The following is a 22,687-nucleotide window of genomic DNA, read 5'->3' as shown; positions in this document are numbered from 1 at the left end:
ATGGCCGCCCGCAAGCAGAAACCGAAACCGCGCGGCGCCAGCCGCACCAGTTCCGCGTCGGCCCGCCAGCCGGTGCCGGGCTGGATCTGGCTGGTCGCCGGCGCGGCGATCGGCGGCTTCTTCGTCTTCCTCTCCCAGCTCAAGCCGGGCGGCGAGGAGATCAAGCGCGCGCCTGCGGAAAAACCGGAAATCGCCGCCAAGCCGGCCACGCCGGCGCAACCGGCATCGCCGCCCAAGCCGAAGTACGACTTCTATACCCTGCTGCCGGAGTCGCAGGGGTCGTCGCCGGCCGGTGCTCAGGTACAGCCCACGCCGGAGCAGATCCAGGCGGTCGATGCCGCGCGCGCCCAGGCCCTGCTCGAAGGTCGCACGCCACCGCCGCCGCTGGCACCGGCGCCGGCGCCGGTAAAACCGAGTCAGCCGGCGCCCCAGCCAGTGGCCAAGCCGTCGAGCACGGCGCCAGCCGCCAGCCCCACGACCTCACCGACGATGACCACGGCTACGGCGACCAAGGCGACTTCGACGCCCGCAACGCCGACGCCCAGCGCCGCCAAGCCGGCCGCCGCCCAGCGCTTCGTCCTGCAGGCCGGCTCCTTCGCCAACCGCGAGCAGGCGGAGAGCGCGCGCGCCAAACTGATCCTGCTCGGCCAGGACGCGCGCATCGAGTCGGGCAAGGTCGGCGACAAGACCTGGCACCGCGTGGTGGTCGGCCCCTTCACCAGCCGCCCGCAGGCCGACGCCGCGCAGAAGCAGCTCGGCGCCGGCGGCGTCAGCAGCGTGGTCCAGCGCCGCTGAGCCAGTCCCGCCCTCAACCGCCTGCCGCCAATCCGCCGGCAGGCGGTTGAAAACCCCGGCGTCATCCCCCATATCTCCCCGCATCCCGGATGCCCCCGCGTCCAGCTGCTGGAGATCGCTCCCTTGACCACCATCGTTTCAGTCCGCCGCAACGGCAAAGTCGTCATGGGCGGCGACGGCCAGGTATCGCTCGGCAACACCGTGATGAAAGGCAACGCCAAGAAGGTGCGCCGCCTCTACCACGGCCAGGTGCTGGCCGGCTTCGCCGGCGCCACCGCCGACGCCTTCACCCTGTTCGAGCGCTTCGAGGGCCAGCTGGAGAAGCACCAGGGCCACCTGATCCGTGCCGCCGTGGAGCTGGCCAAGGACTGGCGCACCGACCGTTCGCTGAGCCGCCTGGAAGCCATGCTGGCGGTGGCCAACAAGGACGCCTCGCTGATCATCACCGGCAATGGCGACGTGGTGGAACCCGAGCACGGCCTGATCGCCATGGGCTCCGGTGGCGGCTTCGCCCAGGCCGCGGCCATGGCCCTGCTGCAGAAGACCGAGCTGTCGGCTCGCGAAATCACCGAGACCGCGCTGAACATCGCCGGCTCCATCTGCGTGTTCACCAACCAGAATCTGACCATCGAGGAAGAAGACTGCGCCCAGTGAGCGCGTCTTCCGGAGCCCCCTTTCATGTCCATGACGCCCCGCGAGATCGTCCACGAACTCAACCGCCACATCATCGGCCAGGACGACGCCAAGCGCGCCGTCGCGATCGCCCTGCGCAACCGCTGGCGGCGCATGCAGCTGCCCGCCGAGCTGCGCGTCGAGGTGACGCCGAAGAACATCCTGATGATCGGCCCGACCGGCGTCGGCAAGACCGAGATCGCCCGCCGCCTGGCCAAGCTGGCCAATGCGCCGTTCATCAAGGTCGAGGCGACCAAGTTCACCGAGGTCGGCTATGTCGGCCGCGACGTCGAGTCGATCGTCCGCGATCTCGCCGACGCCGCGCTGAAAATGCTGCGCGAGCAGGAAGTGCACAAGATGCGCTACCGCGCCGAGGAGGCCGCCGAGGATCGCGTCCTCGACGCCCTGCTGCCGCCCGCGCGCCAGGGTTTCGGCGACGAACCGGCGAGCCGCGAGGACTCCAACACCCGCCAGCTGTTCCGCAAGCGCCTGCGCGAAGGCCAGCTGGACGACAAGGAAATCGACATCGAGGTGGCCGACACGCCGACCGGCGTCGAGATCATGACCCCGCCGGGCATGGAGGAGATGACCAGCCAGCTGCAGAACCTGTTCTCCGGTCTCTCCAAGGGCAAGAAGAAGACCCGCAAGCTCAAGGTCAAGGACGCCCTGAAGATGATCCGCGACGAGGAAGCCGCGCTGCTGGTCAACGAGGAGGAGCTCAAGGCCCGCGCCCTGGAGGCGGTCGAGCAGCACGGCATCGTGTTCATCGACGAGATCGACAAGATCGCCAAGCGCGGCAACGTCAGCGGCGCCGACGTGTCCCGCGAGGGCGTGCAGCGCGACCTGCTGCCGCTGATCGAGGGCTGCACGGTCAACACCAAGCTGGGCATGGTCAAGACCGACCATATCCTGTTCATCGCCTCGGGCGCCTTCCACCTGGCCAAGCCCAGCGACCTGGTGCCCGAGCTACAGGGCCGCCTGCCGATCCGCGTCGAGCTCAAGGCGCTGACCCCACAGGACTTCGAGCGCATCCTCACCGAGCCGCACGCCTCGCTGACCGAGCAGTACTGCGCGCTGCTGAAGACCGAGGGCCTGGAGATCCAGTTCGCCCAGGACGGCATCCAGCGCCTGGCCGAGATCGCCTGGCAGGTCAACGAGAAGACCGAGAACATCGGCGCGCGCCGCCTGCACACGCTGCTCGAACGCCTGCTCGAGGAAGTGTCGTTCAGCGCCGGCGACCTGGCCGCCGACCACAGCGGCCGGCCGATCACCATCGACGGCGCCTACGTCAACAGCCACCTCGGCGAGCTGGCGCAGGACGAGGATCTGTCGCGCTATATCCTGTAATCCGGACGGCGGGCAGCGCTGCGCGGTTACCCACCCGGGCGACCATGGCCGCAGGGTGGAAAACCCGCGCAGCGGTTTTCTACCGCCCCCCGCAGCCCGAGCGGTGGACAGTCGCTGCGCGAGTTGTCCACCCTACGGGCCATCACCCGCAGGAGCCCCCATGCCCATCCCCTCCGCCATCAAGCTGCACAAGGCCTCGAAGACCCTCGAGTTGCACTACGGCGAGCAGCATTACCAGCTGAGCGCCGAATTCCTCCGCGTGCACTCGCCATCGGCCGAGGTGCAGGGTCACGGCAACCCCATCCTGCAGTACGGCAAGCTGCACGTCGGCTTCAAGGGCGCCGAGCCGGCCGGCCAGTATGCCCTCAAGCTGGTGTTCGACGACGGCCACGACAGCGGCCTCTACACTTGGGACTACCTGTACGAGCTGGCCACCCGCCAGGAGCAGCTGTGGGCGGACTATCTGAGCGCGCTGGCCGCCGCCGGCAAGTCGCGCGACCCCGACGAGTCGGTGGTCAAGCTGATGCTCTGAGCCGCTCCCCGCAGGATGGATGGCCACCCCGTGGAAAACACCCCCATATCGCCGAGACAAACTGCCACAGCGCCTGGCAGGCAGCTTCAAGACAAAGGCGGCGGTGACGATTAGAATGGCCGCCACATTTTTTCAGGTGACTGCGACATGAGCGAACCGCGCAAGCCCGATTCCGCCGAGCCGACCACCCACTTCGGCTACCAGAACGTGCCGGAGAGCCAGAAGGCGAAGAAGGTGGCCGAAGTGTTCCACTCGGTGGCGGCCAAGTACGACCTGATGAACGACGTGCTGTCCGGCGGCATGCATCGCCTGTGGAAGCGCTTCACCATCGAGCTATCCGGCGTGCGCCCGGGCAACCGCGTGCTCGACATCGCCGGTGGCACCGGCGACCTGACCCGCCAGTTTTCCCGCCTGGTCGGCCCGACCGGCGCGGTGGTGCTCGCCGACATCAATGACTCGATGCTCAAGGTCGGCCGCGACAAGCTGCTCGACTGCGGCGTGGCCGGCAACGTCACCTTCGTCCAGGCCGACGCCGAGAAGCTGCCGTTCCCCGACAACCACTTCGACGTGGTGACCATCGCCTTCGGCCTGCGCAACGTCACCCACAAGGAAGACGCCCTGCGCTCCATGCTGCGCGTGCTCAAGCCCGGCGGCCGCCTGCTGGTGCTGGAGTTCTCCAAGCCGTCCAGTGCCCTGCTCGGCAAGGCCTACGACGCCTACTCGTTCGCCTTCATGCCGCTGGCCGGCAAGCTGATCACCAACGACGCCGACAGCTACCGCTACCTGGCCGAGTCGATCCGCATGCACCCCGACCAGGAAACCCTCAAGGGCATGATGGTCGACGCCGGCTTCGACCTGGTCACCTACCACAACCTGACCGGCGGCATCGTCGCCCTGCACCGCGGCATCAAGCCCTGATGCTGACCACCGCGCTGCTCGCCGGCGTCGAGGCCGGCCTCAACCGGGTGCTGGCGCTGGACGCCACCGCGCTGCCGCGCCTGGCTGCGCTGGAGGGCCGGGTGATCGCCGTCGTCTGCACGGCGCCCAGCCTGCACTTTTATCTGCTGCCCGGCAGCGACGGCCTGCGCCTGGCCGGCCACTGGGAAGCCCTGCCCGACTGCACCCTGCGCGCCCCGGCCAGCCGCCTGCTTGAGCTCGCCGTGCGCCGCGACAAGACCGCCGTGCTGCACGCCCCGGACGTCGAGCTGGACGGCAACAGCGGCTGCCTGCTCGAACTGGCCGCCATCCTTCAGGACCTCGAGCTGGACTGGCAGGCCGCGCTGGCCGAATGGCTCGGCCCGCTCGGCGCCGTGGCGCTGGCCCGCCCCCTGCAGGGCGCCGCGGCCTGGGGTGCCGACAGCCTGGCCAGCCTGCGCCTGAGCCTGGCCGACTGGCTGGCCGAGGAGACGCGCGCGCTGGTCGGTCGCAACGAGGCCGAAGCGCAGTTTGCCCAACTGGACGAGCTCAAGCTCGCCCTCGACCGCCTCGAGGCGCGCGGCGAGCGCCTTGCCCGCCGCCTGGAAAGCGAATGACCGCATGAAGCTGCTCGCCCTGCGCCGCCTGATCCGTATCCAGCAGGTCGTCGTCCGCTACCAGCTGGACGACCTGCTCCTCGACCTGCCGCTGCCCTGGTGGCTGCACGCCCTGCTGCGCGCCGCCCCCTGGCACTGGCTGCCGCGCGCGCCGCTGGCCATGTCGCGCGGCGAGCGCCTGCGCCGCAGCCTGGAAGACCTCGGCCCGGTGTTCATCAAGTTCGGCCAGTTGCTGTCCACCCGCCGCGACCTGCTGCCGCCGGACATCGCCGACGAGCTGGCGCGCCTGCAGGACCAGGTGCCGCCGTTCCCGCCCGAGCAGGCGGTAGCGCTCATCGAGCAGCAGCTCGGCGCACGGATCGACCAGGTGTTCAGCCGCTTCGAGCACCAGCCGCTGGCCAGCGCCTCGGTCGCCCAGGTGCACGCCGCCCAGCTCAGAAGCGGCGAGGATGTGGTGGTCAAGGTGGTGCGCCCGGGCCTCGAGCCAGTGATCCGCCAGGACATGGCCTGGCTGTTCGCCCTCGCCAGAGTGATGGAGCGCGCCTCCGCCGACGCCCGGCGCCTGCGCCCGGTGGAGGTGGTCGGCGACTACGAAAAGACCATCTTCGACGAGCTCGACCTGTTGCGCGAGGCGGCCAACGGCACGCAGCTGCGGCGCAACTTCGACGGCTCGCCGCTGCTCTACGTGCCGCAGGTGTACTGGGACTGGTGCCGCCCCAAGGTACTGGTCATGGAGCGCATCTACGGCATCCCGGTCACCGACCTGGCCGCCCTGCACGACCAGCACACCGACATGAAGAAGCTGGCCGAGCGCGGCGTGGAGATCTTCTTCACCCAGGTGTTCCGCGACAGCTTCTTCCACGCCGACATGCACCCCGGCAACATCTTCGTCAGCACCCGCACCCCGCACGACCCGCAGTACATCGCCATCGACTGCGGCATCATCGGCAGCCTCACCGCCGAGGACCAGGACTACCTGGCGCGCAACCTCTTGGCCTTCTTCAAGCGCGACTACCGCAAGGTGGCGCAGCTGCACATCGACTCCGGCTGGGTGCCGGCCGAGACCCGGCTCAACGACTTCGAGGCGGCGATCCGCACCGTCTGCGAGCCGGTGTTCGAGAAGCCGCTCAAGGACATCTCCTTCGGCCAGGTGCTGCTGCGTCTGTTCCAGACCGCGCGGCGCTTCAACATGGAGGTGCAGCCGCAACTGGTGCTGCTGCAGAAGACCCTGCTCAACATCGAGGGCCTCGGCCGCCAGCTGTATCCCGAGCTGGATCTATGGAGCACCGCCAAGCCCTACCTCGAGCGCTGGATGCGCCAGCGCATGAGTCCGCTGCGACTGCTGCACAACCTGCAGAGCCAGGCCGAGCAGATGCCGGTGCTGGCCAAGAAGACCCGGGCGGCGCTGGATCGCCTCGGCCAGGGTTGCGCGCCCGCTACGCCGCCGCGCAGCTCCGGCGTGGAGCGCCTGCTCGGCGCCGTGCTGCTGCTCGGCGCCGCCAGCCAGGGCCTGGCGCCCGCTGTCGACACCTGGCCGGCCTGGGTGATGCTCGCCGGCGGCCTGTACCTGGTCCTGCGCCGATAGCCAGCGCGCGGCGGCACTGGCAAACTGACCCAATTGTGAACCGGCGCCCAATGCGCCCCGGACAAGCGAACACGCAATGAGCAACTGGCTGGACGAAATTCACTGGAACGCCGACGGGCTGGTCCCGGCGATTGCCCAGGACCACAAGACCGGGCGCATCCTGATGATGGCCTGGATGAACCGCGAATCCCTGCAGCTCACCGTCGACGAGGGCCGCGCCATCTACTGGTCACGCTCGCGCGGCAAGCTGTGGCGCAAGGGCGAGGAGTCCGGCCACGTGCAGAAGCTGCACGAACTGCGCCTGGACTGCGACGCCGACGTCATCGTCCTGCAGGTCGAGCAGCTCGGCGGCATCGCCTGTCACACCGGCCGCGAGAGCTGCTTCTATCGCGTCTACGCCGATGGCGCCTGGCAAACCGTCGATGCGGTCATCAAGGACCCGCATGCCATCTACGAGCACAAGGGCCACCGCCATGAGTGAACAGAGCAGCAACGACACCCTCGCCCGCCTGGCCGAGGTGCTGGAAGCGCGCAAGAACGCCGCCCCGGACAGCTCCTACGTGGCCAGCCTGTACCACAAGGGCCTCAACAAGATTCTGGAGAAAGTCGGCGAGGAATCGGTGGAAACCATCCTCGCCGCCAAGGACGCCGCGCAGAGCGGCGACTGCAGCGACCTGATCTACGAAACCGCCGACCTGTGGTTCCATTCCCTGGTCATGCTCGCCGCCCTCGGCCAGCATCCGCAGGCGGTGCTCGACGAGCTGGATCGCCGCTTCGGCCTCTCCGGGCACGCCGAGAAGGCTGCCCGTCAACCGTCCGCCTAACCATTTCGCTGCAAGGGTAATCTCATGGGTATCTTCGACTGGAAACACTGGCTGGTCATCCTCATCGTCGTCGTCCTGGTGTTCGGCACCAAGCGCCTGAAGACGCTCGGCTCCGACGTCGGCGAGGCGATCAAGGGTTTCCGCAAGGCGGTGAACACCGAGGAAGGCGACAAGCCGGCCGACGCGCAGCCCCAGGCACCGAGCGCCGACACGCTGCACAAGCCGCAGACCATCGAGGGCCAGGCCCAGAAGGTCGAAACCCCGGTGCGCAAGGACTGAGTCGGCCGCATGTTCGATATCGGCTTTTCCGAGCTGTTGCTGGTCGGCCTGGTCGCCCTGCTGGTGTTCGGCCCCGAGCGCCTGCCGGGTGCCGCGCGCACCGCCGGCCTGTGGATCGGTCGCCTGAAGCGCAGCTTCAGCGCGATCAAGACCGAGGTCGAGCGCGAGATCGGCGCCGACGAGATCCGCCGGCAGATCCATAACGAGAACATCCTCGCCCTCGAGCGCCAGCAGCAGGCCAGCCAGCCGCCGGCGAGCAGCGACGCCGTGACGCCGGGCGCCGTTGCGCCGGCTGCCGGTGCTGCGCCTGCTCCAGCGGCGCCCACCGCCGAGCAGGCCAACGCGCCGATCGCCGCCAACAGCCGTCTGGCCGCGCTGCCCGAGCACCAGAACGCCCAGGCGCCGGCCGCCCCCGCCGCGCCCGGCCCGACCGCGCCGGCCGAAAGCCAGCCGGCCACCCCCAGTGAGCCGCCCCGTTCGCCATGACCGACCAGACTCCTCCGAGCGACCAGGAAATGCCCCTGGTGGCCCACCTCACCGAGCTGCGTACGCGCCTGCTGCGCTGCGTGATCGCGGTGCTGGTGATCTTCGCCGGGCTGTTCTACTTCGCCCAGGACATCTACACCCTGGTTTCCGCGCCGCTGCGCGCCTACCTGCCGGAAGGCGCGACGATGATCGCCACCGGGGTGGCCTCACCGTTCCTCACCCCGTTCAAGCTCACCGCCTGGGTGGCGCTGTTCCTCAGCGTGCCGGTGATCCTCTTCCAGGTGTGGGGCTTCATCGCCCCCGGCCTGTACCAGCACGAGAAACGCATCGCCCTGCCGCTGCTGGCCTCCAGCATCGTGCTGTTCTACAGCGGCATGGCCTTCGTCTACTTTCTGGTCTTCCCGCTGATGTTCCACTTCTTCGCCAGCGTGACGCCCGACGGCGTGGCGATGATGACCGACATCAACGAGTACCTGGACTTCGTCCTCACCCTGTTCTTCGCCTTCGGCGCGGCCTTCGAGATTCCGGTGGCGACCTTCCTGATCCTGTGGATCGGCCTGGTCGACGTGGAAACCCTGAAGAAGAGCCGCCCCTACGTGATCGTCGGCTGCTTCGTGGTCGGCATGGTGCTCACCCCGCCGGACATCTTCTCGCAGACCCTGCTGGCCGTGCCGATGTGGCTGCTGTTCGAGATCGGCCTGTTCTTCGGCGCCCTGGTGCGTCGCCCGCACAAGGCAGAGGACAACGAAGCCGGCACCGCCCTGGTTACCCGCGACGACGACCAGCCGCCGGCGCCGCAGGCATGAACCTGCTGCTGCTGGAGGACGGCGACTTCGTCGCCGAAGGCCGCGCCCTGCTGCGCGGCCGGCGCCTCAAGCACCTGCACGAGGTGCATCGCGCCGAGAGCGGCGACAGCCTGCGCGTCGGCCGCCTCGGCGGGCGGATGGGCGAGGGACGCATCCTCCGTCTGGAGGCGAACGAGGCGGAAATCGCCGTGGAGACCCTCGACCAGAGCCCGCCGGCCAAGCTGCCGCTGACCCTGCTGCTCGCCCTGCCGCGGCCGAAGATGCTCAAGCGCGTGCTGCAGACCGTGGCCAGCATGGGCGTGCCGCGTTTGGTGCTGCTCAACAGCTACCGGGTGGAGAAGAGCTTCTGGCAGACGCCGTTCCTCACTCCCGAGGCGATCCGCGAGCAGTTGATCTTAGGCCTCGAGCAGGCGCGCGACACCGTGCTGCCGGAAGTCGTCATCGAGAAACGCTTCAAGCCGTTCGTCGAGGACCGCCTGCCGGCCCTGGCCGACGGCACGCTCGGCCTGGTCGGCCATCCCGGAGCCTGGCCGCCCTGCCCGCGCGCGGTGGACGGCGCGGTGACCCTGGCGATCGGCCCGGAAGGCGGCTGGATTCCCTACGAGGTGGACAAGCTGCAGGAAGCCGGCCTCGCCCCGGTACAACTCGGCGAGCGCATCCTGCGCGTGGAAACCGCGGTCACCGCGCTGCTCGCCCGCCTGTTCTGAGCCTGTCGGAAAGGCCTGCGCGCGCTTTCCACCGCTTGGCCAGCCACCCTGCTCCGCTGCTCCGAGCCCCCGGCGCGAGCGCCGGGGAGCACTGCCTTCCCTACAGCACCTGACGCAGGAAGCTCTGCGCGCGCGGGTCCTGCGGGCGCTCGAAGAACTGCGCCGGCGGCGCGTCCTCGAGCAGCTTGCCGTGATCGAAGAACAGCACGCGGTCGGCCACCTCGCGGGCAAAGCCCATCTCGTGGGTCACCACCAGCATGGTCATGCCTTCCTGGGCCAGGGTCTTCATCACGTCCAGCACCTCGCCGACCATCTCCGGGTCGAGCGCCGAGGTCGGCTCGTCGAACAGCATCACCTTGGGCTCCATGCACAGCGCGCGGGCGATCGCCACGCGCTGCTGCTGGCCGCCGGACAGCCGCGACGGGTACTCGTCGGCCTTCTGGGCGATACCGACCTTGGCCAGCAGCGCGCGGGCCTTCTCCTCGCGCTCGGCCTTGCCGCGCTTGCGCACCACCTTCTGCGCCAGGCACAGGTTCTCCAGCACGGTCATGTGCGGGAACAGGTTGAAGTGCTGGAACACCATGCCCACCTCGCGGCGGTAGGCGTTGATGTCGGTCTTGGCATCGGCCAGGTCGACGCCGTCGATGCTCACCGAACCGGAGTCCAGCTCCTCGAGGCCGTTCAGGCAGCGCAGGAAGGTCGACTTGCCGGAGCCCGAGGGGCCGATCAGCACCACCACCTCGCCGCGCTGCACCGAGGTGCTGACGTCGTCCACCGCGCGCACCTCGTGGCCGCGGGCGTCGAACACTTTCACCAGATGACGGACTTCAATCACTTTTCCCGAGCCTCCGCTCCAGACGGCTGGCGATGTGCGACAGCGGCAGGTTGATGACGAGGTAGAGGGCGGCGACGCAGAACCAGATCTCGAAGGTCGAGAACGAGGTGGTGATCGCCTCGCGGCCGCTCTTGGTCAGTTCGGTGATGGCGATCACCGAGACCAGCGAGGTGTCCTTGACCAGGCTGATGAACTGCCCGGCCAAGGGCGGCAGCACACGCTTGAAGGCCTGCGGCAGGACCACGTGGCGCATCGACTGGCCGGCGCTGAGGCCCAGCGAGCGGGCCGCCTCGTTCTGCCCGCGGGCGATCGACTGCACGCCGGCGCGGACGATCTCGCCGACGTAGGCGCCGGTGAACAACGCCAGCGCCGCCACCCCGGCGAACTCGCGGGACAGGTTGAGCACGGTGCCGATGAAGAAGTAGAAGATGAAGATCTGCACCAGCAGCGGCGTGCCGCGCACCAGCTCGACGTAGACGGTGGACAGGTCGCGCAGGGTGGGATTGTTCGACAGCCGGCACAGCCCGGTGAACAGACCGATCAGCAGGCCGAGGGCGCCGGCGGCCACCGAAATCCACAGCGTGGTCCACAGGCCCCAGAGCAGCGGGCCGGCCTGCCAGTGACGGGTCACGCCGACCAGATCGCCTTCGGAGACGTCGTCGCCCTGGGCAACCTGCAGGCTGTCTCGGTCCACCCGCAGCACCTGCTCGCCGCCGCTCTCGGCGCTGAGGGTGACCTGCGCGCTCTCGCCGTCCTCGGCGATCGCCGTCACCGTGCCGTAGTCGGCGGCGCGCTGCGCCTCCTCGGCGTGGTAGGCGAAGTACTGGGGGACGCGGTTCCAGCGCCACTCGTAGGAAATCAGGGAGGTGGAGTACCAGAGGCCGTAGGCCATGACCACCAGGATCACGCCGGTGAGGACGTGCCAGGGCCAGTTACGACGATGTTTTCGAGTCACGGAGAATCTCGCTCATGGCGATGCCAGAAATGACAAGGGCAGGCCCGGCCTCGTGAGCCGGGTCCTGCCGCTTGCCGCGTGTTGCCGGGAAGCCGCCTGCGGCGGTTATTCCATTTCCTTCAGCCAGTCGTTCTTCTTGAACCACTTGTCGTGGATGCGATCGTAGCTGCCGTCCTGCTTGATCTGCCGGAGGAAGTTGTTGATCCAGTTGAGGCTGTCGTAGTCGCCCTTCTTCAGGCCGAAGGCCAGCGGCTCGTAGGTGAACGGCTCGTCGAGGTAAGCCAGCTTGCCGGCGCCGGCCTTGATCAGCGCCACCACGTTGTAGGGCGCGTCGTAGATGAAGGCGTCGGCCTTGCCGTTGACCACGTCCATCAGCGCTTCCTGCTCGTTGTCGTAGCCGTGGTACTGCGCCTTGCCGATCAGCTTCTTGGCGACCATCTCGCCGGTGGTGCCGACCTTCGAGGTGATGCGGTACTGGGCGTCGTTGAGGTCCTTGTAGGACTTGATCTTGCCCTCCAGCTCCTGGCGGATCAGCAGGGTCTGGCCGACCACGATGAACGGCTCGGAGAAATTGACGCGCAGGTTGCGCTCCTGGGTCAGGGTCATGCCCGAGCCGATCATGTCGAACTTGTCGGTCAGCAGCGCGGGGATGATGCCGTCGTAGCCGGTGGACACCAGCTCGAGCTTGACGCCCATGGCCTTGGCCATGGCCTTGAGCAGGTCGACCTCGAAGCCGATGATCTCACCGCGCTTGTTGGTCATCTCGAAGGGCATGTAGGTGGGGTCCATGCCGACGCGCAGGGTGCCGCGCTGGACCACGTCGTCGACCATGCCGGCCTGCGCCAAGCCGCTCAGCGCGCAGGCCGAGAGCAGCAGGGAAGCGAGAAATTTCTTCATGTTGGAGTGTTCCGGATATTCAGCGAATGGGAGCGCCGGGGCCCGCAGGCCACGGCATGCGCGCATGCTACCCACAGCCGTCGCGGATGGCGAGCGCAGGCGGCGAATGGACTGGGTCATGACTGGCAAGCATAGTCGCCGGACCACACCTGGACAGCGCTCAGACCTCGAGCAGAAAGGTCACCGGACCGTCGTTGACCAGATGCACCTGCATCTCGGCGCCGAAGCGGCCACTGGCCACCGGCGCGTGCTGCGCGCCGGCCCGCGTCAGCAGGTAGTCGAACAGCGCCGCGCCCTGCGCCGGCGGTGCCGCGCTGGAGAAGCTCGGCCGCATGCCGCTTTTGGTGTCGGCGGCGAGGGTGAACTGCGAGACCAGCAGCAGGCCGCCGCCGACGTCCTTGAGCGACAGGTTCATCTTGCCGTCCGCGTCGCCGAACACCCGGTAGTTGAGCAGCTTGTGCAGCAGCTTGTCGGCGTAGGCCTCATCGTCCTGCGGCTCTACGCCGACCAGCACCAGGAGGCCCTGGTCGATGGCGCCGACCACCTCGCCGCCCACCTCGACGCGCGCGCCGCGCACCCGCTGCAGCAGCGCCTTCATGCCTCGCCGTCCGGCAGGTCGAGCAGGCGCTTGGCCACCTGGCCGGTGGCGCGCACCAGGGCGTCGGTGATGCCCAGCTCGCCGGCGGCGTGGCCGGCGTCGCGGATGATCAACAGCTCGCTGTTCGGCCAGGCCTGGTGCAGCGCCCAGGCATTGTCCAGCGGGCAGACCACGTCGTAGCGGCCGTGCACGATCACCCCGGGGATGTGGGCGATCTTGTGCATGTCGCGCAGCAGCTGGTTTTCCTCGAGGAAGGCGTTGTTGATGAAGTAGTGGCACTCGATGCGGGCGATCGACAGCGCGCGCTGCGGCTCGGAGAAACGCTCGATCACCTGACCGTTGGGGCGCAGGGTGGCGGTCCGCCCTTCCCAGATCGACCAGGCCTTGGCGGCGTGCATCTGGGCGATCTGGTCGTTGCCGGTCAGCCGGCGGTAGAAGGCGGCCACCAGGTCGCCGCGCTCCTCGACCGGGATCGGCGCCAGGTAGTCCTCCCAGTAGTCGGGGAACAGCCGGCTGGCGCCGGCCTGGTAGAACCACTGGATCTCCTGCGGGCGGCACAGGAAGATGCCGCGCAGGATCAGCGCGTGCACCCGCTCCGGATAGGTCTGCGCGTAGGCCAGCGACAGGGTCGAGCCCCAGGAGCCGCCGAACAGCACCCACTTCTCGATCCCCAGGTGCTCGCGGATGCGCTCCATGTCCGCCACCAGGTCCCAGGTGGTGTTCTGTTCCAGGCTGGCGTGCGGGGTGGAACGCCCGCAGCCGCGCTGGTCGAAGCTGACGATGCGATAGAGGGTGGGGTCGAACCAGCGGCGGCTGGCGGCGTCGCAGCCGGCACCCGGCCCGCCGTGGACGAACAGCACCGGCAGACCATCCGGGGTGCCGCTCTCGTCGACGTACAACTCGTGGGGATGGTCCACCACCAGTTGATGGCGCGCGTAGGGTTTGATCTCCGGATACAGGGTCAGCATGCAGTGCCTCCGAGGCTGGAGCAGGACCATCCGTCCTGCCGGGATGAACGGCATCATAGCGAGGATTCGCGCCGCGCGGCATGCCGGGGATCATAGCCGCTCGAGAGCAGTCGCCGCGCAACCGGGGCGCATTCCGCGCGGTGACCGCGGACGGCTCCTCCGCCACCCCGGGTACGCCCGCGCAGGGCGCTGCCATTAGGGTCGAGCCGGCCCGTCGCCAGGCTCGCCAGCCGCGCCGCGGCACATGGCTTGCATCGCGCTGGCACCCCCTTCCCCGCACAGGCTTCCCGCCATGCCGACCAGCCAGGATATGCTCGCCCGCTTCGACACCCTCTACGCGGTGGGCGACGCTACCATCGACCACACCCACCGCGAGTTCCTCGAGCTGTGCGTCGCCGCCGGAGAGGCCGAGGGCGCCGCCTTCGCCGCACAGTTCCACGCCCTGTTCGCCCACACCCAGGCGCATTTCGCCGACGAAGAGGCCAGGATGCAGGCCAGCGCCTATCCGGCGCTCGGCGAGCACCGCGCCCATCACCGCAACCTGCTCGGCGATATGGACCGCCTCGGCCAGCGGGTCGCCGCCGGGCGCAGCGCCATGGCCCGCGCCTGGCTGAACGACAACCTGCCGCAGTGGTTCGACCTGCACGCGCGAACCATGGACAGCGCGCTGGCTGTGCATCTGCGACAACAGGGCTGACAATGGCGGACTTGCGACGCCGATGCAGGAGCGCCGGCGACTGACGAAGGAGCCGCCATGTCCCCACCCGCCCTGCCCCGCGCCGTGCTGCTGGCCAGCGCTCTGCTGCTCGGCGCCTGCCGCGACGACTCGCTGGCCGCCCTCGAACAGGCCGCCGACCGCCTGCAGGAACACCTCGACGACAAGGCCGCCGGCTCGGCGCTGGAGCAATTGCATCCGCAGTTTCGCGCCCGCGGGGATCTCGACCGCGACTGGGCCGGCCGCACCATGGCCCTGCTGTTCCTGCGCCACCGCCAGGTCAAGGTGCTGACCGTGGGCCGCAGCTGCGAGCTGGACAGCACCTACAGCACGCGCGGCCACTGCCGCGCCCAGGTGGCGCTGGCGGGCGCGCAAAGCCTGGTCCCCGACAGCGCGCGCCTGTACAGCGTGCGCAGCGAGTGGTGGCTGGAAGACGGCGACTGGCAGTTGGCGCGACTGGATTGGGAGTAGCGCCGGGCCACTAGTGATACCGGAAGACAGCAAGCGCCCCCGCAGCCGGGTGCGCTCATTCGCCGACCTGCCGGTGGACTCACTGTGGGCGGCCAGCGAACGCCAAGCCGCGCGGACTGTCTATGCATGCAACTCACCCTGACGGTCCGCAGCCGGATCGGCAGGGCAAGCGTATGGGTTTTCCGCGCGAGACCACTTACCCGGGCAGCGAATACGGGCCAATGGATGAGGGGAGTCGCACTGTCTGGCGGTTCGCCTCGACGCTGAAATATCCATTTAATTACAATTAAAGATATTTTTATTCATTTATTAACGTGACTTTTCACAAGGAACCCAGCATGAACAAACTCACCGCACTTGCCCTGCTGGCCGCGCTCTCGGCGCCGGCCCTGGCCAACCCCGTTGCTCCCAACGTGCCCAATCCGGCGCTCAACGCTCCGCAACCCGCCGGCGTAGTGCCGCCGCGTCCGAACGTGCAGCCTCCGCAGGGCGCCGTGCCGCCGCGTCCGAATGTCCAACCCCCGCAGGGCGCCGTGCCGCCGCGTCCGAATGTCCAGCCCCCGCAGGGCGCCGTGCCGCCGCGTCCGAACGTCCAGCCCCCGCAGGGCGCCGTACCGCCGCGTCCGAATGTTCAGCCCCCGCAGGGCGCCGTACCGCCGCGCCCCAACGTTCAGCCCCCGCAGGGCGCTGTCCCCCCGCGTCCCAACGTCCAGCCGCCGCAACCGGGCGTCGTACCGCCGCGCCCGAACGTTCAGCAGCAGTAAGTCAGTCGCCTCTGGCGCTGGCGAAGCGGTCTTCGATTCCCGATCGAGACCGCTGATTCAAGGACAGCCCCTCTCCCCGAGGGGCTGTCTCCCTCCCAAGTCCCGCTCGGCAACAGCGCGGGCAAATGAAGTATCCATCGCCCCTCGCCCCACTCCTCACTCCAGCGGCAGCTCGGTGGTGCGCTTCACCTCGCTCATGGTGATGTGCGAGTGCGCCTCCTGGACCAGCGGGTTCTGCAGCAGGTGGTCGCGCAGGAAGCGCTCGTAGCCGGCGATGTCGCGGGCCACCACCTTGAGCAGGTAGTCGGACTGGCCGGCCATCGAATAGCACTCCAGCACCTCGGGATAGCCCACCACGTCCGCCTCGAAGGCTTCCAGGTTGCGCCGGCCGTGCGCCGACAGCTTGATGTCGACGAACACCGTCATGCCCAAGCCGAGCTTGCGCGGGTCGAGCAGGGCGACCTTGCGCTCGATCACCCCCTCTTCCTGCAGGCGATTGATCCGCCGCCAGCACGGCGACTGCGACAGCTCGACCTTCTCGGCGATTTCCGCCGCCGACAGGTCGGCGTCGTGCTGCAGCAGGCGCAGGATGCGCCGGTCGAGGGGGCTCAGCGGACTGTGCATGATCATTTCCCGTTTGAACTTTTTATGGAAAGAGTCATGCACAACATAGCCCTTGCGGGCGAAAAATAGAAAGAAAAAGCCCGTTCGCCTGCTCCATATTCTTGTCCACACCGTCTGCCGCGGCGATCCCGCGGACAGGCCGACCGCGGCGCCCACCGGTGCCGCCCCGCTCGCCATAACAAGAAAAGGAGCGCCCCCATGTCGTTGGCCGAGATCCGTCTGGACGACAAGTACCGCCTTGCCACCGGTCACCTCTACCTGACCGGCACCCAGGCGCTGACCCGCCTGCCCATGCTGCAGAAGCAGCGCGACGCCGCCTTCGGCCTCAGCACCGCCTGCTTCATCTCCGGCTACCGCGGATCGCCCCTGGGCAACCTCGACAAGAGCCTGTGGGAAGCCAAGCAGTACCTCAGGGACAACCACATCCACTTCCAGCCCGGCGTCAACGAGGAACTGGCCGCCACCGCGGTATGGGGCAGCCAGCAGACCAGCCTGTTCCCCGGCGCGCGCTACGACGGCGTGTTCGCCATGTGGTACGGCAAGGGCCCGGGCGTCGACCGCTGCGGCGACGTGTTCAAGCACGGCAACTCGGCCGGGGTGTCGCCGCACGGCGGCGTGCTGCTGCTGGCCGGCGACGACCACGGCTGCAAGTCCTCGAGCATCGCCCACCAGAGCGAGCACGCCTTTATCGCCGCTTCCATCCCCGTATTGAATCCGGCCAACGTCCAGGAGATCCTCGACTACGGCATCCTCGGCTGGGAGCTGTCGCGCTACAGCGGCTGCTGGGTGGCGCTGAAGACCATCGCCGAGAACGTCGACTCCTCGGCGGTGGTCGAGGTCGATCCGCTGCGCGTCGCGGTGCGGATTCCCGAGGACTTCGTCCTGCCCGAGGACGGCGTGCATATCCGCTGGCCCGACCCGCCGCTGGTCCAGGAGGCGCGCCTCAACACCTACAAGATCTACGCCGCGCGCGCCTTCGCCCGCGCCAACCGGCTCAACAAGGTGATGCTCGACTCGCCCAACCCGCGCCTGGGCATCATCACCACCGGCAAGTCCTACCTCGACGTGCGCCAAGCGCTCGACGATCTGGGCCTGGACGACGCGCTGTGCGCCCGGGTCGGCCTGCGCGTGCTCAAGGTCGGCATGAGCTGGCCGCTGGAGCCGGTGTCGGTGCACGAGTTCGCCGAGGGTCTCGACGAGATCCTGGTGGTCGAGGAGAAGCGCAGCATCATCGAGGACCAGCTCACCGGCCAGCTGTACAACTGGCCGGTGGACAAGCGCCCGCGGGTGGTCGGCGAGTTCGACGAGGACGGCCATTCCCTGCTGCCCAACCTGGCCGAGCTGACCCCGGCGATGATCGCCCGGGTGATCGCCAGGCGCCTGGCGCCGATCTACTCCAGCGCGCAGATCGACGAACGCCTGGCCTTCCTCGCCGCCAAGGAAGCCGCGCTGGCCGCGCCCAGGCACCACACCGCGCGCACCCCGCACTTCTGTTCGGGCTGCCCGCACAACAGCTCGACCAAGCTGCCCGAGGGCAGCCGGGCGCTGGGCGGCATCGGCTGCCACTACATGACCCAGTGGATGGACCGCAACACCGACACCTTCACCCAGATGGGCGGCGAAGGCGCCACCTGGATCGGCCAGGCGCCGTTCACCGACACCCCGCACGTGTTCCAGAACCTCGGCGACGGCACCTACTTCCACTCCGGCCAGCTGGCCCTACGGGCAGCAGTCGCGGCGGGGGTCAATATCACCTACAAGATCCTCTACAACGACGCGGTGGCGATGACCGGCGGCCAGCCGATCGACGGCGAGCTGCGCATCGACCAGCTCAGCCAGCAGGTGTTCGCCGAGGGGGTGAAGCGTATCGCCCTGGTCTCCGACGAGCCGGACAAGTACCCGAGCCGCGCCGGCTTTGCGCCTATCGTCAGCTTCCACCACCGCCGCGAGCTGGACGCCGTGCAGCGCGAGCTGCGCGAGTTCAAGGGCGTGTCGGTGATCCTCTACGACCAGACCTGCGCCACCGAGAAGCGCCGCCGGCGCAAGCGCGGCAAGCTGGTCGATCCGCAGAAGCGCGCCTTTATCAACCCGGCGGTGTGCGAGGGCTGCGGCGACTGCAGCGTGAAGTCCAACTGCCTGTCGGTGCTGCCGCTGGAGACCGAACTGGGCCGCAAGCGGCAGATCGACCAGAACGCCTGCAACAAGGACTTCAGCTGCGTCGAGGGCTTCTGCCCGAGCTTCGTCACCGTGCACGGCGGCGAGCTGCGCCAGCCGGAGGCGCAGGGCCGCAACGCCCAGTTCGCCGAGCTGCCGGAGCCGCAGCAACCGGCACTGGATCGGCCGTGGAACATCCTGCTGCCCGGCGTCGGCGGCAGCGGGGTGACCACCGTCGGCGCCCTGCTCGGCATGGCCGCGCACCTGGAGGGCAAGGGCTGCACCGTGCTCGACCAGGCCGGTCTCGCGCAGAAGTTCGGCCCGGTGATCAGCCACATCCGCATCGCCGCCAAGCAGGACGACATCTACGCGGTGCGCATCGCCGCCGGCGAAACCGACCTGCTGCTCGGCTGCGACCTGGTGGTGGCGGCCAGCGAGGAGGCGCTGGCCAAACTGAACGACAAGATCGCCCACGCGGTGATCAACAGCCATGAGGCCGCCACCGCCGAGTTCACCCGCAATCCGGACGCCGAGGTGCCCGGCGCGGCCATGCGCGAGGCGCTGGTGGAGGCGGTCGGCGCGGCCAAGACCCACTTCGTCGACGCCACCCGCCTGGCCACCGCGCTGCTCGGCGACAGCATCGCCAGCAACCTGTTTATGCTCGGTCATGCGTATCAGATGGGCCTGGTGCCGGTGTCCGCCGAGGCCATCGCCAAGGCCATCGAACTCAACGGCGTGGCCGTCAAACTCAACCAGCAGGCCTTCCTGTGGGGCCGCCGCGCCGCCTTCGATCTGGCCGCCGTCGAACAACTGGCCAAACCCAAGGTGGTCGAGGCGCCGCGCTGCGAGAGTCTCGACGAGATCGTCGCCGACCGCGTGGCGCGCCTGACCGCCTACCAGGATGCCGCCTACGCCGCGCGCTACCGGAAGCTGGTCGAGCGCGTGCGCGCCGCCGACCGCGATCCGGCGCAGCGCTTGTCCCAGGCGGTGGCGCGCAGCTACCACAAGCTCTTGGCCTACAAGGACGAGTACGAGGTGGCGCGCCTGTACAGCGACGGCGAGTTCGTCCGCCAGCTCGAGGCGCAGTTCCAGGGCGACTACCGCCTGCAGTTCCACCTGGCGCCGTCTTGGCTGTGCAAGACCGATCCCACCACCGGCGAGCCGCGCAAGCGCGAATTCGGCCCGTGGCTGCTCAAGGCCTTCGCCGTGCTGGCGCGCGGCAAGTTCCTGCGCGGCAGCGTTCTCGATCCGTTCGGCCACAGCGCCGAGCGCAAGCTGGAGCGCGCGCTGATCGCCGAGTTCGAGCAGGACGTCGAGCTGCTGCTCGGCGCGCTCAGCCCGGCCAACTACGCCAGCGCCGTGGCGCTGGCCGAGCTGCCGGCGCAGATCCGCGGCTACGGCCACGTCAAGGAACGCGCTCTGGCCAGGGTCCGCGAGCAGGCCGCGGCGCTGCGCGAGCGCCTCACCGCCCGCGCGATCCCGGTGGTGCAGCTCTGCCAGCCGACGGCCTGAGCCTTCCCGTCATTTCCCCTTCCCCCTCTCCCGCCACGGGAGAGGGCTGCCTCCAGACAACCAGAAAAAACCGAGGTAATCCGATGCCCGTGTTCTCCCACCCGGAATTCGACCAGCACGAACAGGTGGTCTTCGGCCACGACAAGGCCAGCGGCCTGAAGGCCATCATCGCCATCCACGACACCACCCGCGGCCCGGCCCTCGGTGGCTGCCGCATGTGGTCCTACGCCAGCGACGAGGAGGCGCTGCGCGACGTGCTGCGCCTGTCGCGCGGCATGACCTACAAGTCGGCGCTGGCCAACCTGCCGCTCGGCGGCGGCAAGGCGGTGATCATCGGCGACCCGCACCGCGGCAAGAGCGACGCGCTGTTCGAGGCCATGGGTGCGTTCGTCGACAGCCTCGGCGGGCGCTACATCAGCGCCGCCGATTCCGGTACCGGGGTGGCCGAGATGCAGCTGATGGCCCGCCGCACCCGCCACGTCGCCGGCGCCGAGGCGCGCGAGGGCTTCAATGGCGACCCGTCGCCCTCCACCGCCTACGGCGTGTTCGTCGGCCTCCAGGCCGCGGTGCGCCATCGCCTCGGCCGCGACGAGCTCAAGGGCCTCAAGGTAGCGATCCAGGGCGTCGGCCAGGTCGGCTTCGGCCTCGCCCGCCACCTGCACGAGGCCGGCGCCGAGCTGTTCGTCACCGATATCGTCGCCGCCAACGTGCAGCGCGCGGTCGACCAGCTGGGCGCCCACGCCGTGCGCCAGCAGGACATCTACGGCCTCGACGTCGACGTGTTCGCCCCCTGCGCCCTCGGCGCCATCGTCAACCCGCAGACCCTCGAGGCGCTGCGCGCGCCGGTGATCGCCGGCGCCGCCAACAACCAGCTGGCCAGCCCGGAACTGGCCGAGGAGCTGCGTAGCCGCGGCTGCCTGTACGCGCCGGACTACGCGATCAACGCCGGCGGCATCATCGACGTCGCCTTCCAGCGCGGCGACGCCACCCCGGCCGAGCTGCGGGCGCACCTCGACGGCATCGGCGCGACCCTGGCGGAGATCTTCGCCCGCGCCGACGCCGAGGGCGCCACAACCACGGCGATCGCCGACCGCCTGGCACGCGAGCGCCTGCAGGCCGGCCGCTGATGTCCCCGGGGGCGCTTTTGAACGCCCCCTGTTCCTGATTCATCGACAACAACAATGAGGGCAAGCCCATGAGTCAAGAGAGCATCGCCGCCGGCGCCATCGCCGGTTCCATCCGCAGCGAGGCCGGCCGCGGCCAGTGGTCGTCGCGCTGGGTATTCTTCCTCGCCGCCACCGGCTCGGCGGTCGGCCTGGGCAACATCTGGAAGTTCCCCTATATCACCGGGCAGAACGGCGGCGGCGCCTTCGTGCTGGTCTACCTGGCCTGCATCCTGGCCATCGGCATCCCGCTGCTGATGGCCGAGGTGATGATCGGCCGGCGCGGGCGCGCCAACCCCGAGGGCGCCATCGCCGCGGTGGCGCGCGAGGCCGGCGCCAGCCGGCACTGGCGGCGCATCGGCAGCCTGGCGGTGCTCACCGGCTTCCTGGTGCTCAGCTACTACGCGGTGATCGCCGGCTGGACGGTGGCCTACACCCCGGCGGCGCTGAGCGGCAGCTTCGTCGGCCTGAATGCCGAGAGCAGCGGCGCGCTGTTCAACACCCTGCTCGCCGATCCCTGGAGGCTGACCGCCTACGGCAGCTTCGTGCTGCTGCTGACCTTGGGCATCGTCGCCTTCGGCGTGCGCGACGGCCTGGAACGCTCGCTGCGCTTCATGATGCCGGGGCTGTTCCTGATCCTGCTGGTGCTGGTCGGCTATGCCGCCACCACCGGGCACTTCATGCAGGCGGTGGAGTTCCTGTTCGCTCCGGACTTCAGCAAGCTGACCGGCAAGGGCGTGCTGATCGCCCTCGGCCATGCCTTCTTCACCCTGAGCCTGGCCAGCGGCGCGATGATGGCCTACGGCTCCTACCTGCCGGCCGGCACCTCGATCGTGCGCACCTCGCTGATGGTGGCCGCGACCGATACCACGGTGGCGCTGCTCGCCGGCCTGGCGATCTTCCCGCTGGTGTTCGCCAACGGCATGGAGCCGGGCTCCGGTCCGGGCCTGGTGTTCGTCACCCTGCCGATCGCCTTCGGCCAGATGCCGCTGGGCGCGCTGTTCGGCGGGCTGTTCTTCGTCATGCTGGCGCTGGCCGCGCTGACCTCGACCATTTCGCTGAGCGAGCCGACCATCGCCTGGCTGGGCGAGCGCTTCGGCATGGGCCGGGTCAAGGCGGTGCTGCTCAGCGGCGCGGCGGTGTGGCTGCTGAGCCTTGGCTCGGTGCTGTCGTTCAACCACTGGAGCGAGGTCACCCTGTTCGGCAAGACCTTCTTCGACGGCCTCGACTTCCTGACCAGCAACCTGATGATGCCGCTCGGCGGGCTGTTCACCGTGCTGTTCACCGGCTGGGTGATGAAGCGCGCCATCGCCGCGCAGGCGCTCGGCCTCGACCAGTCCGGCGCCTTCGGCCTGTGGTGGCTGGCGATCCGCTGGATCACCCCGCTGGCAATTGCGCTGATGTTCCTGCACAGCCTCGGCCTGTTCTAAGCGAGGCGCTTGCCGGGGCGGGTCGTGCGCGACCCG

The 22,687-nt window shown here is 68.9% G+C and carries 25 protein-coding genes; 19 read left to right on the top strand and 6 right to left on the bottom strand.

All coding sequences use genetic code 11. From position 1 onward, the window contains the following. The 13 genes from LMJ29_RS14535 (at position 1) to LMJ29_RS14475 (ending at position 9,565) form a co-directional block, all read left to right on the top strand. Positions 1-795 carry an SPOR domain-containing protein gene (locus LMJ29_RS14535; RefSeq protein WP_229606231.1) on the top strand — a complete coding sequence of 265 codons (795 nt, stop codon included), beginning with the start codon at positions 1-3 and terminating at the stop codon, positions 793-795. Between the two features lie 123 nt (positions 796-918). Further along, the gene (gene hslV / locus LMJ29_RS14530) at positions 919-1,449 is read left to right on the top strand and encodes an ATP-dependent protease subunit HslV (RefSeq protein ID WP_090349625.1); all 531 of its coding nucleotides are present in this window, start codon (positions 919-921) and stop codon (positions 1,447-1,449) included. A 24-nt stretch (positions 1,450-1,473) separates the two neighbouring features. Further along, positions 1,474-2,814: an HslU--HslV peptidase ATPase subunit gene (gene hslU, locus LMJ29_RS14525; protein WP_229606230.1), complete on the top strand. Its 1,341-nt coding sequence runs from the start codon at positions 1,474-1,476 to the stop codon at positions 2,812-2,814. 160 nt (positions 2,815-2,974) lie between these two features. After that, a complete protein-coding gene (locus LMJ29_RS14520) occupies positions 2,975-3,346 on the top strand; it encodes a gamma-butyrobetaine hydroxylase-like domain-containing protein (RefSeq protein WP_229606229.1) in 372 nt (123 codons plus the stop codon). 147 nt (positions 3,347-3,493) lie between these two features. Then, the gene (gene ubiE, locus LMJ29_RS14515; RefSeq protein WP_229606228.1) at positions 3,494-4,264 is read left to right on the top strand and encodes a bifunctional demethylmenaquinone methyltransferase/2-methoxy-6-polyprenyl-1,4-benzoquinol methylase UbiE; all 771 of its coding nucleotides are present in this window, start codon (positions 3,494-3,496) and stop codon (positions 4,262-4,264) included. Then, positions 4,264-4,878 (top strand): ubiquinone biosynthesis accessory factor UbiJ, encoded by a 615-nt coding sequence (locus LMJ29_RS14510; RefSeq protein ID WP_229606227.1) that lies wholly within the window; start codon positions 4,264-4,266, stop codon positions 4,876-4,878. Before ubiE ends, LMJ29_RS14510 begins: the two co-directional genes overlap by 1 nt. Positions 4,879-4,882: 4 nt before the next feature. After that, on the top strand, positions 4,883-6,463 hold the full coding sequence (ubiB, locus tag LMJ29_RS14505; RefSeq protein ID WP_229606226.1) for a ubiquinone biosynthesis regulatory protein kinase UbiB: 1,581 nt from the start codon (positions 4,883-4,885) through the stop codon (positions 6,461-6,463). Between the two features lie 76 nt (positions 6,464-6,539). Continuing rightward, positions 6,540-6,944 carry a phosphoribosyl-AMP cyclohydrolase gene (gene hisI / locus LMJ29_RS14500; RefSeq protein ID WP_229606225.1) on the top strand — a complete coding sequence of 135 codons (405 nt, stop codon included), beginning with the start codon at positions 6,540-6,542 and terminating at the stop codon, positions 6,942-6,944. Then, positions 6,937-7,287, top strand: coding sequence for a phosphoribosyl-ATP diphosphatase (locus tag LMJ29_RS14495; RefSeq protein WP_229606224.1), 351 nt, complete (start codon positions 6,937-6,939; stop codon positions 7,285-7,287). The genes hisI and LMJ29_RS14495 overlap by 8 nt, the downstream gene beginning before the upstream one ends. 24 nt (positions 7,288-7,311) lie before the next feature. Then, the gene (locus LMJ29_RS14490) at positions 7,312-7,566 is read left to right on the top strand and encodes a twin-arginine translocase TatA/TatE family subunit (RefSeq protein ID WP_229606223.1); all 255 of its coding nucleotides are present in this window, start codon (positions 7,312-7,314) and stop codon (positions 7,564-7,566) included. Positions 7,567-7,575: 9 nt separating this feature from the next. After that, positions 7,576-8,052 carry a Sec-independent protein translocase protein TatB gene (gene tatB, locus LMJ29_RS14485; RefSeq protein ID WP_229606222.1) on the top strand — a complete coding sequence of 159 codons (477 nt, stop codon included), beginning with the start codon at positions 7,576-7,578 and terminating at the stop codon, positions 8,050-8,052. Further along, positions 8,049-8,858, top strand: a complete 810-nt coding sequence (tatC, locus tag LMJ29_RS14480; RefSeq protein WP_229606221.1) for a twin-arginine translocase subunit TatC — start codon at positions 8,049-8,051, stop codon at positions 8,856-8,858. Before tatB ends, tatC begins: the two co-directional genes overlap by 4 nt. Beyond that, positions 8,855-9,565, top strand: a complete 711-nt coding sequence (locus tag LMJ29_RS14475) for a 16S rRNA (uracil(1498)-N(3))-methyltransferase (protein ID WP_229606220.1) — start codon at positions 8,855-8,857, stop codon at positions 9,563-9,565. The genes tatC and LMJ29_RS14475 overlap by 4 nt, the downstream gene beginning before the upstream one ends. Before the next feature lie 100 nt (positions 9,566-9,665). Here LMJ29_RS14475 and LMJ29_RS14470 read toward each other — a convergent pair whose 3' ends face one another. The 5 genes from LMJ29_RS14470 to pip form a co-directional block, all read right to left on the bottom strand. Continuing rightward, positions 9,666-10,400 (bottom strand): amino acid ABC transporter ATP-binding protein, encoded by a 735-nt coding sequence (locus LMJ29_RS14470; protein WP_229606219.1) that lies wholly within the window; start codon positions 10,398-10,400, stop codon positions 9,666-9,668. Then, positions 10,393-11,355 carry an amino acid ABC transporter permease gene (locus tag LMJ29_RS14465; protein ID WP_229606218.1) on the bottom strand — a complete coding sequence of 321 codons (963 nt, stop codon included), beginning with the start codon at positions 11,353-11,355 and terminating at the stop codon, positions 10,393-10,395. Before LMJ29_RS14465 ends, LMJ29_RS14470 begins: the two co-directional genes overlap by 8 nt. Positions 11,356-11,460: 105 nt before the next feature. Continuing rightward, positions 11,461-12,252 (bottom strand): transporter substrate-binding domain-containing protein, encoded by a 792-nt coding sequence (locus LMJ29_RS14460; RefSeq protein ID WP_229606217.1) that lies wholly within the window; start codon positions 12,250-12,252, stop codon positions 11,461-11,463. Between the two features lie 160 nt (positions 12,253-12,412). After that, positions 12,413-12,850: a D-aminoacyl-tRNA deacylase gene (dtd, locus tag LMJ29_RS14455; protein ID WP_229606216.1), complete on the bottom strand. Its 438-nt coding sequence runs from the start codon at positions 12,848-12,850 to the stop codon at positions 12,413-12,415. Next, positions 12,847-13,818 (bottom strand): prolyl aminopeptidase, encoded by a 972-nt coding sequence (gene pip, locus LMJ29_RS14450; protein ID WP_229606215.1) that lies wholly within the window; start codon positions 13,816-13,818, stop codon positions 12,847-12,849. The genes dtd and pip overlap by 4 nt, the downstream gene beginning before the upstream one ends. Before the next feature lie 292 nt (positions 13,819-14,110). Here pip and LMJ29_RS14445 point away from each other — a divergent pair, with 292 nt between their 5' ends. From LMJ29_RS14445 to LMJ29_RS20975, 3 genes are all read left to right on the top strand, one after another. Further along, on the top strand, positions 14,111-14,515 hold the full coding sequence (locus LMJ29_RS14445; protein ID WP_229606214.1) for a bacteriohemerythrin: 405 nt from the start codon (positions 14,111-14,113) through the stop codon (positions 14,513-14,515). A gap of 57 nt (positions 14,516-14,572) precedes the next feature. Then, entirely contained in the window at positions 14,573-15,004 is a 432-nt protein-coding gene (locus tag LMJ29_RS14440; RefSeq protein ID WP_229606213.1) for a hypothetical protein, read from the top strand. 338 nt (positions 15,005-15,342) lie between these two features. Then, positions 15,343-15,768, top strand: coding sequence for a hypothetical protein (locus tag LMJ29_RS20975; protein WP_264758905.1), 426 nt, complete (start codon positions 15,343-15,345; stop codon positions 15,766-15,768). Between the two features lie 156 nt (positions 15,769-15,924). On the opposite strand, the gene LMJ29_RS14430 is transcribed toward LMJ29_RS20975, so the two are convergent. Next, a complete protein-coding gene (locus LMJ29_RS14430) occupies positions 15,925-16,392 on the bottom strand; it encodes an Lrp/AsnC family transcriptional regulator (protein ID WP_229606212.1) in 468 nt (155 codons plus the stop codon). 198 nt (positions 16,393-16,590) lie between these two features. On the opposite strand from LMJ29_RS14430, the gene LMJ29_RS14425 reads away from it, so the two are divergent. The 3 genes from LMJ29_RS14425 to LMJ29_RS14415 all read left to right on the top strand — a co-directional run bounded on the left by LMJ29_RS14425 (position 16,591) and on the right by LMJ29_RS14415 (position 22,651). Then, positions 16,591-20,058 (top strand): indolepyruvate ferredoxin oxidoreductase family protein, encoded by a 3,468-nt coding sequence (locus LMJ29_RS14425; protein WP_229606211.1) that lies wholly within the window; start codon positions 16,591-16,593, stop codon positions 20,056-20,058. An 83-nt stretch (positions 20,059-20,141) separates the two neighbouring features. Continuing rightward, a complete protein-coding gene (locus tag LMJ29_RS14420) occupies positions 20,142-21,185 on the top strand; it encodes a Leu/Phe/Val dehydrogenase (RefSeq protein ID WP_229606210.1) in 1,044 nt (347 codons plus the stop codon). Positions 21,186-21,253: 68 nt separating this feature from the next. Continuing rightward, positions 21,254-22,651 (top strand): sodium-dependent transporter, encoded by a 1,398-nt coding sequence (locus LMJ29_RS14415; protein ID WP_229606209.1) that lies wholly within the window; start codon positions 21,254-21,256, stop codon positions 22,649-22,651. Positions 22,652-22,687: the final 36 nt, after the last annotated feature.

Source organism: Pseudomonas oryzagri (genome assembly GCF_020831405.1).
GTDB lineage: Bacteria > Pseudomonadota > Gammaproteobacteria > Pseudomonadales > Pseudomonadaceae > Geopseudomonas > Geopseudomonas oryzagri.
The sequence above is the reverse complement of the archived record's forward strand: the minus strand, read 5'-3'. Positions and strand labels throughout refer to the sequence as shown.